This window comes from Planctomycetia bacterium, from assembly GCA_015200345.1.
Classification (GTDB): Bacteria; Planctomycetota; Phycisphaerae; order UBA1845; family UTPLA1; genus PLA3.
The window spans coordinates 3,700,577-3,716,799 of record CP054187.1 but is presented as its reverse complement, the minus strand read 5'-3'; the positions used below and the strand labels follow the sequence as shown (position 1 = coordinate 3,716,799).

Annotated in this window: 9 protein-coding genes; 1 reads left to right on the top strand and 8 read right to left on the bottom strand. The window is 64.4% G+C overall.

From position 1 onward, the window contains the following. Nucleotides 1-113 precede the first annotated feature (113 nt). Both HRU71_15110 and folP read right to left on the bottom strand, forming a co-directional pair. Nucleotides 114-1,463 carry a glutamate dehydrogenase gene (locus tag HRU71_15110; GenBank protein ID QOJ04736.1) on the bottom strand — a complete coding sequence of 450 codons (1,350 nt, stop codon included), beginning with the start codon at nucleotides 1,461-1,463 and terminating at the stop codon, nucleotides 114-116. Nucleotides 1,464-1,604: 141 nt separating this feature from the next. Then, complete coding sequence (gene folP / locus HRU71_15105; protein QOJ04735.1) at nucleotides 1,605-2,519, bottom strand: dihydropteroate synthase; 915 nt, start codon at nucleotides 2,517-2,519, stop codon at nucleotides 1,605-1,607. A gap of 59 nt (nucleotides 2,520-2,578) precedes the next feature. Here folP and HRU71_15100 point away from each other — a divergent pair, with 59 nt between their 5' ends. Continuing rightward, nucleotides 2,579-5,089 (top strand): hypothetical protein, encoded by a 2,511-nt coding sequence (locus HRU71_15100; GenBank protein ID QOJ04734.1) that lies wholly within the window; start codon nucleotides 2,579-2,581, stop codon nucleotides 5,087-5,089. Here HRU71_15100 and HRU71_15095 read toward each other — a convergent pair. Genes HRU71_15095 through HRU71_15070 form a run of 6 tightly spaced genes read right to left on the bottom strand, consistent with a single transcriptional unit; the run spans nucleotide 5,061 to nucleotide 16,196 of the window. Beyond that, entirely contained in the window at nucleotides 5,061-6,302 is a 1,242-nt protein-coding gene (locus tag HRU71_15095; protein QOJ04733.1) for an NPCBM/NEW2 domain-containing protein, read from the bottom strand. The genes HRU71_15100 and HRU71_15095 overlap by 29 nt on opposite strands. Before the next feature lie 33 nt (nucleotides 6,303-6,335). Beyond that, nucleotides 6,336-7,397 carry a terpene cyclase/mutase family protein gene (locus HRU71_15090; GenBank protein QOJ04732.1) on the bottom strand — a complete coding sequence of 354 codons (1,062 nt, stop codon included), beginning with the start codon at nucleotides 7,395-7,397 and terminating at the stop codon, nucleotides 6,336-6,338. Then, complete coding sequence (locus tag HRU71_15085; GenBank protein ID QOJ04731.1) at nucleotides 7,394-8,158, bottom strand: hypothetical protein; 765 nt, start codon at nucleotides 8,156-8,158, stop codon at nucleotides 7,394-7,396. The genes HRU71_15090 and HRU71_15085 overlap by 4 nt, the downstream gene beginning before the upstream one ends. Then, on the bottom strand, nucleotides 8,155-11,703 hold the full coding sequence (locus HRU71_15080; GenBank protein QOJ04730.1) for a hypothetical protein: 3,549 nt from the start codon (nucleotides 11,701-11,703) through the stop codon (nucleotides 8,155-8,157). The genes HRU71_15085 and HRU71_15080 overlap by 4 nt, the downstream gene beginning before the upstream one ends. 27 nt (nucleotides 11,704-11,730) lie before the next feature. Next, complete coding sequence (locus HRU71_15075) at nucleotides 11,731-14,067, bottom strand: hypothetical protein (protein ID QOJ04729.1); 2,337 nt, start codon at nucleotides 14,065-14,067, stop codon at nucleotides 11,731-11,733. Next, a complete protein-coding gene (locus tag HRU71_15070; GenBank protein QOJ04728.1) occupies nucleotides 14,064-16,196 on the bottom strand; it encodes a BatA domain-containing protein in 2,133 nt (710 codons plus the stop codon). The genes HRU71_15075 and HRU71_15070 overlap by 4 nt, the downstream gene beginning before the upstream one ends. Between the last annotated feature and the right edge of the window lie 27 nt (nucleotides 16,197-16,223).

Genomic DNA, 16,223 nt, shown 5'->3' with positions numbered 1-16,223 from the left:
CGGAATGTAGAATGGAGAAATAAGAATGTGAAAAGGGCGCGGCCGCATGGGATGTTTCCACAAGACCGCGCCCTGCTCGTTTCTACATTCTCAAAACGATTGTATCAAATGAATCAGCACCGTTGCCGCGTCGCCTCGGCGACACGCTGCAACGCCACGACGTAGGCCGCCATGCGCAGCGGAATCTTCTGATCGCGATGGACGCTGCCGACGGCGTTCCACGCGGCGACCATCTTCTTCTCAAGCTGGGCATTCACCTGCTCCAGTTCCCACTGCACCTGCTGGAGATTCTGAACCCACTCGAAGTACGACACCGTCACGCCGCCCGCATTGGTGAGAATGTCGGGCACAACCGTCACGCCCCGCCGCTCGAGAATCTCATCGGCTCGCGGCGTCACGGGTGAGTTCGCCGCCTCGATGATGATCTCCGCCTGCACGGCCTCGGCGTTGTGATGATCGATGCTGCCACCCAGCGCCGCCGGAACCAGAATGTCCACGTCCAGCACGAGCAGCTCTTCGTTCGTGAGGTCCTTCGCGCCCTTGAAGCCAACGACCGAACCGGTCTGCTTGAAGTGTTCAACCACTGCGGGAATGTCCAGCCCGCCCTCCTTGAAGATGCCGCCCTTCACGTCCGACACGGCGACGATCTGCGCGCCCTGTTCGGCGAGCAGCCGCGCGGCCCACGAGCCGACGTTGCCGAAGCCCTGAATCGCGAAGGTGCTCTTGCGAAGATCGCGCTTCATCGACTTGCACACTTCGCGCGTGATGATCATCGTGCCGCGACCCGTCGCTTCCTCCCGGCCCAGCGAGCCGCCGAGATTCACCGGCTTGCCCGTGACGATGGCGGGCGTGTAGCCGTGCTTCTTGCCATACTCGTCCATGATCCAGGCCATCACTTGCGCGTTCGTGTTCACGTCCGGCGCGGGGATGTCGCGATAAACACCCAGCGCCAGGTCGATCTTCTGCGTGAAGCCTCGCGTCAACGTCTGCAACTCGCGCCGCGACATCTTCGTCGGGTCGCAGGTGATTCCGCCCTTCGCCCCGCCAAACGGCACGTCGACTATCGCCGTCTTCCACGTCATCAACGCGGCCAGAGAGCGAACCTCGTTCAGGTCCACCTCCGGGTGAAACCGCAGGCCGCCCTTGTACGGCCCGCGCACGGCGTTGTGCTGAACGCGGTAGCCGTGGAACAACTCGAGATGCCCGTCGTCCATCCGTACGGGGATCTGCACGACCAGTTCGCGATACGGCGTGCGGAGCAGCATCTGGATTTCGCTCTCCAGCTTCATGTGCTCGGCGGCTTTGGTAAACTGCTCATCCGTGATGCGATTGAAATTGGGATGATGACCCGTCGGCAGCGTCTCGTGCGGCGGCTTCGACTCAACGCGCGGCGAAGCATGGCACGCGCCGTTGTTCTTCTCGTTGCGTTTCACGTGGACCGGCTGGAGCGTCGTCGATGGCATGGATTTCCCCCTTAATGGATCGTGCCAAACGGCACCCTCATACATCGCGTCAATCGACACCAGCCTTGATCTGCAGGTTGTTATGAGGCGCGAGGCATTGTGCAATCAGAAGGCTCCACGCGCCGGGAACGATTGGCTCCTTTATCGGCCCGTGTTCGCCAACATCGTGACGACGCCGCGCATCGTCCGAACATCGTGCACACGGACCATCTCCACGCCCGCCAGCACGCACCACGCCACAACCGCCGCCGTTCCGGCTTCCCGGTCGCTGTCCTTAACGCCGGCCTGTTCGGCGGACCTTCCGGACATGAGTTCGCCGATGAATCGCTTCCGCGAAGGTCCGATCAGTACCGGCCACGCCGCCGGAACAGCCGCGCTGGATTGAACCGGTTGCGGAGCCTTGAATTCCGCCACGCGCCGCACCAGCTCCACATTGTGTTCCATTGTCTTTCCAAACCCGATCCCCGGATCGACGATCATCCGGCTGGTATCCACGCCCTCGGCATCGAGTGCCTCGGCACGTTGCAGGAAGAACGCGCGGATCTCGCGAACGACATCCTGGTAGCACGGGTTCGCCTGCATCGTCGCCGGTGTGCCCTGCATGTGCATCACGATGAAAGGAACGCCCCGCTCGCGCACCAGCGCGATCATGTCCGGGTCGTCCCGCAAGCCTGACACGTCATTCACCATGTCCGCCCCGACATCCAACGCCGCTTCGGCCACCTTCGCGCTCCGCGTATCAATCGAGATCGGAATTCTCAACCCCCGCGCCCGCGCCTCGCGGACAACCGGTACCACGCGCCGTACCTGTTCTGTCGCCTCCACGCCCAGCGAGCCGGGACGCGTCGATTCCCCGCCGATATCCAGCACATCTGCGCCCTCGGCTTCGATCCCCAGCGCCCGGGCCACAGCCGCCGACGCATCGACGAATCGCCCGCCGTCGCTGAAGCTGTCGGGCGTCACGTTTAGAATGCCCATGACCCGGCAACGCCCGCCGAATTCGAGCGAGCCATGATGGGTATCGAGCCGAGTCAACGGGTTGCGGGTTTTGACCATCCCCCGAATGATACGGCCCTGAATCGGGGCCGGCGAACGCCGAGTTTCTGAAAGTGCCTATGGCGATCCGCGCGAGAACCGTTCCGCATCTGGCGGCCATCTGCATCCTTCTTGCCGCCGCAGCGACAGCCGTGCTGCCGACGCGCCAGGGCGATTTTCTTAACGGCGACGACCAGCGTTTCATCATCGAGCACGGACTGGTCAATCGGCCGTCATGGAAGCACGCCGCCACGCTGTTAACCGTCGTTCACCAGGATTTGTACCAGCCGATCCCGATGCTCTCGTTCATGGCGAACTACGCACTCGCCGCACCGACGCCCGACGCGCAATTCCCCGTCAGCGCGCTCAACTTCAAGCTCACCAACATCGCCCTGCACGGCATCAACGTGCTGCTCGTCCATTGGCTCATCCGCCTCGTCGCGAATTGCCGTCGAATCGCATTCATTACCGCGCTGCTGTTCGCCATCCATCCCTATGTGATCGAACCGGTCGGATGGATCTGCGGCCGGATGATCCTGCTCGGCACGCTCTTCTCGTTGATTACTTTGATCGCTTGCCTTCGCCCTTCGGGGATTCTGTCCCGTGGCGCGGCGTGGACGGCCGTCCTTGCGTGGGTGCTCTCGCTGTTGTCCAAGATCATTCCGACCGTTCCAGTCGCGGGCGCCTGGCTGGCGTGGCGGCGACACGGACGGCTTTCACGCCGTGACGGGATTTTGCATGGCGTGCTGCTGGTGCTGGCTGGGGCCGGCATGGTCGCGGCCCTGCTGACAACCGACAAGCTCGGCATGATCGAACTTGCAGAGAAAGAGCTTTCGACGCCTGCGCCGGTGCGCCTGCTGCTCGCGAGCCGTTATTACTTTGAGAACTTCCTGTGGCCTTCTCGCATTGCAGCATGGTCGCCACCGCCGGAGAACGTCACCTTTGTGAGCATCCCCGTGCTCATTGCGCTATTGGAATGGACAGCCCTGGCGGTGCTCATCCGGATCGCCGCGCGCCGGTGCCCGCTCGCCTTCACCGGGTTGGTCGCGTTTGTGATTCTCATGACGCCCTTTCTCGCGGCGACGTTCGCACGCCGATTCCTCACCGCAGACCGGTACATGTACCTGCCGATGGTCGGGCTGCATCTGGCGCTCGCGGCCGCGGTGATTCAACTTCTGGACTTCCTGCGAGCACAGCGCCGACCCATCTGGTTACCGGCACTCGCCGCCACGCCCTTTTGCGGCCTCGCAGTGGTTTGGCTGCTGGCCGATCAGCGGCTCGCGCCAACGTGGCGTTCGACCGTCGCGCGGGACCTGCACATGGTGGCGATCAATCCCGACAACGTTGACGCGCACGCGGAGCTGGCCAAAGCGTACATCTTTGAGAAACGCATCGATGAAGCGCTTTGCGTCATTTCCGAGGCACGCAAAAAATGGCCCGACTCACCGCGGCTGGCGCTGCAAGCCGGGATCGCCCATCGCTTCCAGCGTGACTGGACAGCCGCCGAGCGGGAACTTGAATCGGCCGCGCGCCGGATGCCGAACAACTTGCGCGTGCAGTATTACTACGCGCGAACCCTGGAAATGGTCGGAAAGGAGGCCGAGGCGACCGCTATTTATTCAAAAGTATTAAATGAAAACCCCGTCTACGTGCCGGTGCTGATGGCGTTGGGAGATTTCCATTTCTTCAAGAGCGGCAACCTTCAGATCGCGCAGCAATGCTACGAGCGCGCAGTCGCCGTCAGCCCGTTTCAGCGCGACGCGATCTATCAACTCGTGATGATCGCCGTCCGCCGCGCGGATTGGCCCGCCGTCGTCAAGCGGTGCAGGCAGATCCTGGATTTGAACGCGAACGACCGCCCCGCCCTGTTGAACCTCGGCGTGGCCCTCACTAATCTGGGACAGCCCGCCGAAGCGATGGCGATTTACGATCGCCTGATCATCGTAGAACCTTCTGCTCGCGCGCCGCGTCTGAACCGGGCAGCGCTGCTCGCAGCACAACGACAATTCACCCCGGCGGAGAGCGACTATCGTGAGCTGCTCCGCCTGAATCCCGCCGACCGCGATGCGCGAATCGGCCTGCACGATCTGCTGGCCGGCCTGGGACGCGGCGATGATCTGCTCTCGCTTTGGAATACGGCGCCGCCTGCCGCATTCGCGGCACCGGAACGGCAAGCCTGGCTTGCCTGGGCCCAGGCCGTGCGGGGCGATCGCGCGGCGTGTCGCGCGCAGCGGGAGGCCCTGCTTGAAACCACCGAGCATCGCCGATTCGCGGATTGGGCGGCTGTTTGGCTCGCTTTGAAATCCGGGGAAGACGCCGATTTGATCGAACTGCTCGGACCGCCGGCTGCGATCTCCATGTCGCACGCGCAGCGCCAATACATCGTATCGGCCAAGGCGATGCTCGCCTCGCTCCCGCCGGATCGAGCCAACAGCCCGGCCGGCCATTACGCCCTCGCGCGACTTTTGTATTATAGCCACGATGCGGCCGCCGCGAAGTCGGTTGCTGAACAGCTCGCCGCCCGGCCAGACGCCGGACGCTACGCCGCCGCGGCCAGAGACTTCATTGCGGCTTTATCAAGGCAGGATTGACCAGCACGACGCAATCCTGCACCGGACCGCGCCGGCCGAAGCCGACCTCGATCTCCAGTTCCTTCGCGCCGGCAAGATTGACTTCCACCGGCCGGGCCGGCTGGCCGCTCCGCAAGCCGCGATGCTCGATCACGGGGCGACCGTCCACGCGAATCACCACGTCCGCATCAGCCAGCGGTCCCGCCCCGTCTTCCATGCCCAGGCTCGCGCGAAGCAATGCAAATTGACCCTGTAAATTCCAGGAGCGATGACCCGCCCCTGCAAACCGCAGACCGCGCGAATGTGTGACGCCGCCCAGCTTGATTGATTCGATGTTTCCCGGCACCGGAAAAGACGGCGGCATCGAGTGATCAAAATAACGAATCGCGCGGGCGCTCGACCGCGGCACCTCGCTTAGCCATACGCGACGCCCACCGGTCGACTCGATCGTTCGAACCGCTTCCCGCGGCGCCGCCATCGTCTGTCCCAGCGCCGATTCCACCTGAACCGACGCTTCGCGCAACGTTGCTCGCCGCGCCACAAGCATCGAGCCATCCACCAACCACACCAGCGCCCCGGGCCTTTCGGCAATTCCCCCGGACGTTTCGCGCTTTCCTGACGCGGTACCCGATTGCAACGCCGCAAGGCTCACCCGACGAATCACGCTCCAGGCGACGAGCCGCTCACGCTCGTTGGCCAGAAGCGCCACGCCTTCGCTTGTCAGCCGCGCGATCGACCCCTTGATAACGTCTCCATTTGTCAATATTATGCGATCTTCCGCGCGATCACGCCCGCCGTCGCCGCGACCGGCCTCGATCACCTCGCCCGGCGCCGCATGCCGGTCGATGAAATCAACGTATTCCAGGGAGATCGACAGCGCGCCAAGCGCCGCGTGTTCCATTCGCACCGCGTCTTCGCCACCGCCCGCGATGCGGCCGAACAACACGCTGCCGTCGGAACAGGTCACGCTCCACGGCCCCGCCACGGCCTCGCCGCGGGGATTCAGTTCGAGCCGGTCCACGTCCTTCCAGTCGAACGTCGAATGCTCCCCCTCCCGCCCGAGCGTCACGCCGCCGGGAATCGCAAGAGACACCAGGGCGTTCGTCTGCGATCTGCCGTCAATTGTATACACGGTCGCCGATTGGCCGCGCGCCAAGGTCGTCATCGCGCCCAGGGCAATCAAGGCCGCCAGCCCGGACCGGCGCCGCCTGGTGTCTTGAATCAGCGTCCTCATTCTCATGTCACCTGCGGCCCCGTCAGGCATTTCCTAACGCTGGAGAATCGGTAGGTTTCCACGCGGCACCTGAAGCACGATCAGCGCCATCGCCGTGCCATACTCCGTGCCCGCCTCGCCGCGCCACGAGCCATCGGGCAACTGCTTGGCGAGCAACTCGTCGCGAATCGCCGGCCACCATTGCTCCCAATGTTCCCCACCCGCCACGTGCATCGCCTGCACCGCATAGTAATGCCCATAGTAGTAGTGGGTCTGTTCTTCCGTCTTACCCGGCGTGAACTTTTTGAGGTACGCCAGTCCCTTGCGGATCACCGGATCGTCGTACATGCCGGCGTAATACAGCGCCGCCACGCCTGCGGCCGACCGCGCGAACATCGAGCCGGCCGAGTCCAGCATGTAGCGAAACCCGCCGTCGGGGTTCTGGCTCTCACGCACATACTTGATCGACTTGTCGATCACTTCTTTCGGGACGGTGATGCCGGCGTTGCGCGCCGCGCGCAGCGCCATGACCTGGCAGATCGTCACGGAAATGTCCGCATCCGCCTTGACGGGATGATACCGCCAGCCGCCCTGGTCATTTTGTGTGCGAACGATCAGCGCGACGGCTTTTTGAAGCTTCTCGCGCAAGTCGCCGCGATGCGACATGCCATAGGCTTCGGCGAGAAACAGCGTCGCGAATCCGTGGCCGTACATCGGGCCGTACGACGTCTCCGCCGCGATCAGGCCCGATTGTTCCGAACAGGCCTTGAGCACGAAATCCAGACCTGAATCGACATTCTTCGCATAGCGCCCCCGCTCCGGCATGCTCCCCTCGCTCATGAAAGCAAGGCACGCCAGCGACGTGATGCCCACGTGGCGCCCGTATTGTGACCCGCTGCCAAAGGAGCCGTCGGGCTTCTGCTGCTCGGCGAGCCATTTCAACCCGCGTTCAATCGCGGCAGCCTGCTCGACAGTCGGCCGATCCACGCGCCCCGCGCGCTTCGCGGTGGCAACGGGTTGCGACGTCGGCGCCTGCGCCGTGGCGATAACGGGGAGCAGGAGAATCGCTCCAATGGACATCCCAGCGTTCCCCATGATGCCTCGCGTCGATTTCATCGTGGTTCACCCGACACCGGTTGCACCGAAGCCGCTTCCGCCAGCCGCCGATAATACTCCATGATCTGCTCACGATACTTCGCGAGGAACTCTTCGTCGAACCCCTGAATGACCTCGTCACGCTCCCGGCCAGGCAGGTATCCCCACCCGCGGACCATCTCGGCCTTGGCCGCCTTCTTGTTCGCCGAATCCTCGCCCGCGCCACCCGCCGCACCGGGTCCGCCGCGCTGGGCCTGCCCCCCTTTGCCCTGATTCGTTTGCTTCCGCTCATCCGGCGTGCGTCGGCGCTGCGCGTCGCGCTCGCCACGCGGACGAACGCGGGACGTTTGCGGCGACGCGCGTCGATTTTCTCCAGCCTGGCGAATCAGCACGTCGAGACCCTCCAGTGCCCGGCGCTGGGCCGCCTGGGTCTCCGATCCGGCGTCGAGCTGCGCCGTGAGGCGCGTCGTAGCTTCGCCCATGTCCTGAAGCATCCGATCGACTTGATCGACCACCGTCGATTCCCCGCCGAGCAGCTTCCGCACCATCTCGTCACGCGATGCACGGGATGATTGCGTTGCAGCCGGGGCACGTGTCGCGTGGCTCTCATGCTCAACCGGCTGGGTCGAGGCCGGCGGCGTCGAGCAAGCTTCTCCGGCATGGGTCGGCCCGGTCTCCTGTGCGGCAAACACGACCGCCGCCATCACCCCAATCAGTGCCATAAACACGACCATGCGCGCCCCGGCCATGACGTTGAGTCTCGCGTTCGGTTTTCTGGTCATGGAGCGCTCCCCTGCGAAGCCGACTGCTCGATCAATTGGGTCGCCAGTTCATGCAATTCTCGCTGCCCCGTCCCCACGGCCCGCAGCGCTTCGTGCCGGCGCTGCGAATCGGCTTCGCTCTCCCCCTTCACGCTTGCCCAGCGCACCGTCTGCTCATGCAGCGCCTGTTGCATGGACCGCAACACCTTCAATTCCGCCAGCGGCGGGATCAACCGCTCCATCGTCGGCTGCGCGGCGGACTGCCCCGCGCCGGCCGCATCGGCAAACTGCTTCGACGGATCGGGACGCGGAAGCGTTTCGATGGCGCCGATCAGTTGCCGCAGAGCCCCCAGTATACGCTCCTGCACCGCCAAGGCGCCATCCCACGCACGCGCGTCGAGCAATCCGGCCGATTCCGACATATCCTGTGCCACGCGTGCGGCAACATGATTGAAGACGATGCTGCCCGCCATCTTTTCCCGCGCTTCCTCCAGTTGTTCCTTCAGCGTCGACTGCCGCAGAACAAGCTGCCCCGCGCGAAGCACATCGGCGCGCGTCAAGCGGGCCGCGTCCGCGCTGCGCGACGCGAACCACTGCGTATCGGTGTGAATCAATCCCTGCTCCCGGTGAATCGCGATCAATCGCTCGGCCAGCGCCGCCAGCGATTTCTCCGCCGCGGCCTGATCGGCTTCGCTTTGCCGACGCTCCAGAACACGCAACGCCGTCTCCAGCAGCTCCAGCGCCGCATCCTGACGTGTACGAGCCCGGATCCCATCCCCCGCAGACAACCCGTCCGCCGCGGCCAGCATCTCCTCCGAAGATTTGCCGGTGTGCTCGCGCACCGTCTCCGATTCCGAGTCGGCCACCTTGATACCCGCCGAGAACGCACTGGTTGTCCGCGCGAGCGTCGATTGTCGCGTGACCAGGCGCGCCCATTCCGGCTGCGCGGACTCCGTCCGACCGATCAAGTCGCGCTGCGCGAGGATGATTTTCTTTAACCGGTCCGCCGCGTCGGCCAGCGCCTTGGACAGGAGCGACAGTTCCCGCTGCGGTGCGTCCTCCAACAAAGCCACCATCGCCCGCAATCCGGCGGCCGCACCGGCTTGCGCGTCGCCCGCCAGCCCGGCGCGGCCCGCGCTCAACTCCGCCACGGCTTCTTCCATGCGCCCGACGACGTTGTGTCGATACCCCAGGTCGGCCGCCGCCTCCAGCGCTGCCACCCGCGCAGGCTTCACACCCTCAACCTCTCGCCCGAAGTCCTTCATGCTTAGCAGCAGGCGTGTCGCTTCGGCGCTTAGCTGTCGCTGGTCTTGCGCCGCGGTATCCAACACGCGCGGGGCGTTCGCGCCGTTGCCTTCGGCTCCGCTGCCCGCTCCGCCGAGCGTGTCAATTCTCAAGTCCTGCGCTGCGCGAGCCGCCTCGGCCACCACGCGGATGAGCGCTTCCTGCCGCTCCTGCAATTCGCGCACACGTCGAACCAGTTCCTCGTAGTCATTCCATCGCGCCAACCGGTCCAGGATCGCATGAATTCCCGTGATCGCCCGGCTCTCCATCTCCAGGGCCGTGACGACCAGACGCGTCGCGGTCGATGCCTCCGGCTCGTCCGGAATCGCTTCCAGCGCGACGGCAGCAAGTTCGAGAAACTCGTCCGAGATTTCCGACACTTCCTGATGAACCCGGCGGGTCATTTGAACGGCATCGTCGTGACCCAGCCGATTGGCATAGCCGCGGTCGATGACCAGTTGAAGCCGATCCAGGATCAATGCGGCGGACTGACGCGCCCGGCGCAGCTCGGCCGCAAGCGGTCGCGTTGTGGCTCGTGATATCGCCTGTGCTTCTTCCAATGCGCGCGTGCGGCCTTCGATTGAAACGATGTCCGCCAACAGGCGCCGAAGCGATCGCTGCGACGTCAGCAATTCGTCGCGCAGCCGCTTGGCAAAATCCGGTGGCGAGAGAACAATCAGCCGTTGAGGCAGCGTGCGCACCGTGCGCGGCGAACCGTCCTGCACGAACGCATCGCGCGATTCGACGTGATAGATGACCGAATCACCCGGCTGCACATTGAGTTCCGCCAGCGACCAGCGATACGCCCGTTGTACTTCCCGCGGCGATGCGGTCGAACCGGCTGGCTGGACCGCCGCCGGTTCCGCGATCGATGTCGCACCGGCAATCGCGTCCGTCTTCAGATCAACTCCCTCGGCGAGGAGATCAGCGGTCCACTGGGAAGGTTGCCTCTCCGCCGACACACGCTCAACCGAGGCGGCAAGCAGCACGCCCGTCAAACCCACGTCGTCCTCGGCGTGAACGACCAAGTCGAGTTCAGCGCGCGGCGTGATGTCCAGCACCCCGGTCGGCTCAATGATCCGCGCCGACGGCGGCTGATCCGCTCGGACGAAGAGTCGATAACTCCGCCGGTCGCGCGGCGTCAACCCCAGTCCATCACGAAGCTCGATAACGAATGAAGTCGATTCCTCCGCGAGCAGGGTCGCGGTCCACTCCGCCTCCTCTCCGTGGTGCATTTCCACGGTGCGCCCGTCCTCCAATTCCAGCTTGACGCTCGCGTTGGAACGTTGCGCGGCACTCGGGAGATGGCAGGTCGCGCGCAGCCGCAGCGATCCGCCGCGAATTGCATGAAATCCCTCCTCGGTGTCGGCTTGCAATTCGGGTGCGATTGAACCGGCGTACGAGGGGAGTGACACCTCGGCGTTCAGCGCGACGACCTCCGGCCGGGTCGCGGCACGGATCGTAAACGGCGAATCAGACAAATCGTGATCGCCGCAGGCGAACGAGTATTGCACGTCGGCGCGGATGGCATCCAGGGTGCGGCGGTAGACGCCATCCGCTCCGCGGCGAAGCACTTCGCGTTGAATGCGACCAAACGGCAGGTGCAGATTCAGGTATACGCGGTGAAGTCGGCTTTCGCCCCGCGCCACCCGCATGGCCACTTCAAACGACTCACCCACCGCCACCACCGCATCGCCCGTCAGTGGGACGATCTCCACGCGACGCGGCCACGCCGAATCACCAAGTGGAGTTGTCAACCGTGCGAGGCCCACCCGCACCAGCGGACCCTGCCACGTCGCAAGAGCCGCCATCCCAAGCACGCTCAACACGCCCGCCGTCATCCAACGACGCGCCCGCTCCGGTCGAATCCCGCGCGCCAACCTCGCATGGCCGAGCGAATCGCTCGTTTGTTCAATGACGGTCTGCCACAGGGCGGACGAACCCGCCCCGCCGTGGTCAAGGTACGCGACGCTCGCCGCCAAGCGATCGCGCAGTTCTCCAGGCAGTTCGGGCAGTATCAGCGCGATCTGATCGAGATGGATCGGCACCGTGGCCGGACGATAGACGCGACGCCAGGCATAGCGACCGATCAGTACGACAAATGTCGCATTAAAAATCAGCCGGGCATACCCCGGGAAATGCACCCACCAGTCGGCCCCGGCGACGACGACCGCGTACAACACGCTGACCAGCAGAATTCGCCCGACGGCCTCCAGCGCCAGAAGCCACCGAATGCGTCGACGCACCCCTGCCAGACGGGCAAGCAGATCGTTCCCAGGCACGTGATTCGATCCCATCGCCATAACTCGTTACGGAAGGCTCAATGCCCGCCGAAGAATCCATTCGGTTGCCAGCAAACTCGTCAGCACCAGAACGATCAATCGCGTATCCCATAGCGGCGTCTCGATGTCCGCGGGCGTCTGAATGCTGCGATCCGGAATGAGCTTCGCAAGCTCCGAAAGATCATCGGTCGACCAGAATGCACGGCCGCCGGTTTGCTCGGCGATGCGGGCAAGCATCTGGCGATCCGCGGAAGGTTCGCGCCGCTCCAGGTCGATCGATTGCACCTCAATCGAGCAACTGGGCGGCTCGGTCTCGCCGGAGAAGGCATCCGACGCGACCGCGAGCGTCAGCGTCCCGGCGACCGATGCCTCCCACGTGCCTTCCCAGACGCCGCTGCCGGGCAACTTGAGTTGCAGGCCGGCTCGATCCACCGCGCCGTGCGCATCGCGCACGACGACGCCCAGATCACCGAACTGATATCGCATCGACGCATCGCGCAACGTCAGACGAACCTGCACAGGGTCCCCCAGATCGTAACGCTTGCGATCGGTCTCCAGCCGCCAAGGCCTGTCCGATCCAAACTTCCGGCCGCGCGCCAACGCCCGGATCGCGCCGAGCCAGAACGTTTCGTAGTACGCATCGTCGCCGTATTCGCGCCAGCGCCAAAGATCATCGGTGCCGACGAAGAGCGTGCGACCGGCGCCATATCGTCCCATGACAATGACCGGCATCGCCTCGAACGGCCCCGCGCCACCGGCGACCGTCGCCAGCACGTTCGCACCGGGTTGCGCACCAAGCACCCGCGCCACGTAATGCCATCCCGGCAACGCAGCCGCGATGTCGCGCTGCGCGGCGCGATCCTCGGCGAAATGAAACAATCCGCTCTCGTCTCCTTCGGCGGTGATCCGCGGGGACTGCGCCTCGCCGGCTCGCTGCGGCCCCACCGCCAACTGCGTATCCAGCGCCACCGGCAGGAGCTTTTCCAATGTTGTCTGACGAACCACCTGCGGCATGTGATCCGTCCCGGCCAAAAACCCCACGCCGCCACCCAGCGCCGATACAAACTCCACGAGCCATTCCTGCTGGGTGCCGCTGATCGCATCCTCACGGCGAAGATCGACATCGCCCAGCAACACCACGTCGTAGGTTCGCAATTCTTCCGGACTGGCCGGAAATCGAGTCTGCGGGCGGTGTCCTTCCTGCGCGAAGCCCGGCGCCGCCGACAGCAGAAGGCAACTGCTCTCCAGCGTCGGATCGCGAACAAGCAGGTTTTTTAGAAAACGGTATTCATAACGCGGGTACCCCTCAACATACAGCACGCGGAGCTTCTGCTCATGCGCGCGAATCGAAACGATCGCCGTGTTGTTCGTGGTGTCTCGCTCGCCGGCGACGGGCAGCACGCGCACTTCCAACGATCGGCGCCCAACCCCGGACGGCCGGTAGATCAAATCCCACGAAGCCAGCCGCTGATTGGCGGTTAATTCTCCGCGATAGGAAGAAAGCAGCGTGCCGCTCTCCACATCGCGCAGCTCGACGGTCGCATCCTGTGCCGCATCAACCCCGCGAGCCTCCACTTGCACGCGAAGCGTCACCGAGTCCTGGACAAACACCTCGTCATCGTGCCAGACCGAATCAATGCGCAGGTCACGCTGCGGCTCCCAGGACCCGACTCCTATGGTGTGAATCGGCACGCGACGGGCTTGAGCCTGCGACAGCGCGGCCTCCAGGGACGTCGCCGCCGTGTGGCGGCCGTCGGACATGACAATCAACGAGGCCAGCCTCGCGCCGGGAATCTCCTTGAGCACCGCGCTGATCGCGGTGGCCAGATCGGTCGTGGTCCCCATCTCAATGCGCTGTGACTCGAGCATTGCCTCCTGTCGCTGCGCGGACCCGGCAAACGACCAAAGCGAGATTTCGTGCTGCGCTGGAAGCGCGGCGAGTTGGCCGTCGCCGTGGGGAAGCAATCGTAATGCAGCGTTCAGGCGCTTTGTCGCGGACGGACCGGGTTCCACCTCCCTGGACGCGGGCCAATCGCCATCGGCGGCGTCCATGCTTGTGGAGCGATCCACCAGAATGGCAACGTGGCCGCGTGTTTCGTTGGTGATTCGCCGCACAAGCACCGGCTGGGCGAGAATGAATAAAACCGTCAACACGGCTCCGACGCGCAGCGTCATGAGCGCGACTTTCCATCGGAGAGGAATCGGCTCCGCTCGATAGATGCGATAAACAAAGGCAACCGACAAAATCGCGCCGATCAGCATGATCCACGCTGCCGGCGGCGTCGCGAAACGCAGCGTCAGCGTCCCGTCGCCGTGAAGACCGGACGCCTCGAGGTTCAGCAACCATTCCGCGAATCGACTCATCGCGCGCCCCCGAACAATCGCCCGAGCAGCGATTCAATCGTCGCGGCCAGCAACAGGATCACCGCGAGCATCCAGCCCCATTCTCTGACGCCGGTTTCGCCGGCCAACGCCGCCGGCTCCGACGAATCGACGCAAATCGCCCGGTCGCCGAACGCCTGTGCCACGCGCCGGGAATCCGCTCGTCGCAGATCGCTTTCGGCCGTGTCCACGTTGACGCAGTACGCATCCCGCATGGCACCTCGCGTCCATTCATAGACGCCCGGTTCGGCCGTGTCGCGCAGATTCCAGCGACCGCCCCATTCGTCCCGATCCGGCTCGGCGCGCTGACGCGTCTTGTCCGGAAGCGTGAATTCGATTCGACCCGACTCGGCCAACGAAACACGCCCGCTCAACGCCTCGCCGACGAGCACGTTGCGCCCTGAATTCCGATCCCCCGCGACGAATCCCGTCAAATTCATCATCAACGGGAGATAATCCGGCTTGGCTGGGAAATTCGTCCACGACATGTCCGCCGAGGTCAGCCACAGCGCGATCCGGCCGGCACCGACTTCGGCCGTCAGGAGAACGGGATCGCCGCTGCTTGTATCAATGACACGATCCAGACGCGGCTCGTTCGCTTCAGGCTGTATCCGTCGCCACGCCGTGACGTGCGCACGGCCGAGGATGTTCCGCTGCTGCCCGGCGAAGTCGCCGAGCACGGGGTGTCTCGGATCAGCCAGCATCAGGGTCGGCGGTGGCGCAGCCGTCGGTGCCTGGTAAACGTCCAGCAGTCGGACCGGAAGGATTCCATTCAGCGCCGCGGCCGGCACTCCTTCTTCGCCACCGCAGAAGGCAATCAGCCCGCCCCCCAAGGTCACGAACCGACGCAATCGTTCAAGGTCGCCGGGTTGCAAGGCTGCCCAGTCAACCACCGCCACAACGTCATAATCCTTCAGCACGACATCCCGAAATTGCACCGCCTCCACCTGCGTCACGTCAAAAGGCGAACCGCTGGTCGGTGCTGAATCGATCCCGCCCAGCGCCAACTGGTAATAGAAAAGCGAGTGATCGCTTCTTCCATGCGCCGTGCGCGTTTCGACCAGCAGGACTCGGCACCGCGCCGGAACATCGATCGCCAAGCACCGCCGATCATCGTCCGGCAGCCAGTCGTCATCCGATCGGTTCAACATCGCTTCGATCACATGGACGGCGCCCGGTGTCAGTGCGATATGAAACTCAACCGTCGCCTTTCCGCCGCCCGCCAGCGATCCGATCCCCTTACGACCGACTTCACGCCCCGCAACGTGCAGCGACAGCGTCGCCGCAGCCATCTCATGGGTGGAAAAGTTCGTGACCTCCGCACGAATTTCGGCAGCGCCGTTCAGCAACGCCGGCTGACCAACGACGCGCAGGTCCGTCACCGCTCGATTGGGACGAGAATCCGAAGTCGATCGTATCAACACGATGCGCGAGGCATTGACGACGGGCGCCAACGGAGACTCACCGGCCCCGGGCGGCGCTTGCAGATCGCGCTCGCAGAAATCGGAGAAAACATAAACTTCCCGTGCTTCCGGCGGCGCGGTGCTGCGCGACAGAATCGCGTCCGCCTGTTCCAACGCGCCGTGCAAGTCGGAAGCGGCCCAGGTGCCGCTGATCGACTCCACCGCTTGTCGAAACGCGAGCCGATCCTGCACCGGTTGATCAAACCACGCCCGCGCAGGTCGCGATGCCGTCACCAGCGCAAACCCGCCGCTGCCGGCGCTGCGCTCCAGCAATCTGCTGATGGCCGATCGGGCATTCTCCAGGGCACTCGGCGCGGTGGACGTGCACGCCCGCATCGATAAGCTGTCATCCAATACCATCACGCGGTCGACGCGTCGTTCGCCCACGGAGAGCAGTGCGGATTTCGGCTTTAGATAAGGCCGCGCTACAGCCAATCCGACCAGCGCCATCACCGCCGTACGCACCGCCAGCAGAATCCATTGTTCGGTGCGCAGCCGCCTGCGCGTGCGCTGGACGGCGGACAGGATGAACTGCATGGCGGCCCACGGTTCGTCGCGGTAACGCCGGCGATTGAGCAGATGAATCAGCAGCGGCACCATCGCCAGGCCCGCCGCCGCCATCGCCATCCCGCCGTGAACGAATGACATGGGAACCGCCGTAGGATCCGGCCGGGC

Bases quoted from the DNA above. Each gene is read 5' to 3' on its own strand.
- HRU71_15095 (QOJ04733.1), bottom strand. From the start codon at position 6,302: ATGAGGACGCTGATTCAAGACACCAGGCGGCGCCGGTCCGGGCTGGCG.
- HRU71_15100 (QOJ04734.1), top strand. From the start codon at position 2,579: ATGGCGATCCGCGCGAGAACCGTTCCGCATCTGGCGGCCATCTGCATC.
- HRU71_15085 (QOJ04731.1), bottom strand. From the start codon at position 8,158: ATGACCAGAAAACCGAACGCGAGACTCAACGTCATGGCCGGGGCGCGC.
- HRU71_15090 (QOJ04732.1), bottom strand. From the start codon at position 7,397: ATGAAATCGACGCGAGGCATCATGGGGAACGCTGGGATGTCCATTGGA.
- HRU71_15075 (QOJ04729.1), bottom strand. From the start codon at position 14,067: ATGAGTCGATTCGCGGAATGGTTGCTGAACCTCGAGGCGTCCGGTCTT.
- folP (QOJ04735.1), bottom strand. From the start codon at position 2,519: ATGGTCAAAACCCGCAACCCGTTGACTCGGCTCGATACCCATCATGGC.
- HRU71_15110 (QOJ04736.1), bottom strand. From the start codon at position 1,463: ATGCCATCGACGACGCTCCAGCCGGTCCACGTGAAACGCAACGAGAAG.
- HRU71_15070 (QOJ04728.1), bottom strand. From the start codon at position 16,196: ATGTCATTCGTTCACGGCGGGATGGCGATGGCGGCGGCGGGCCTGGCG.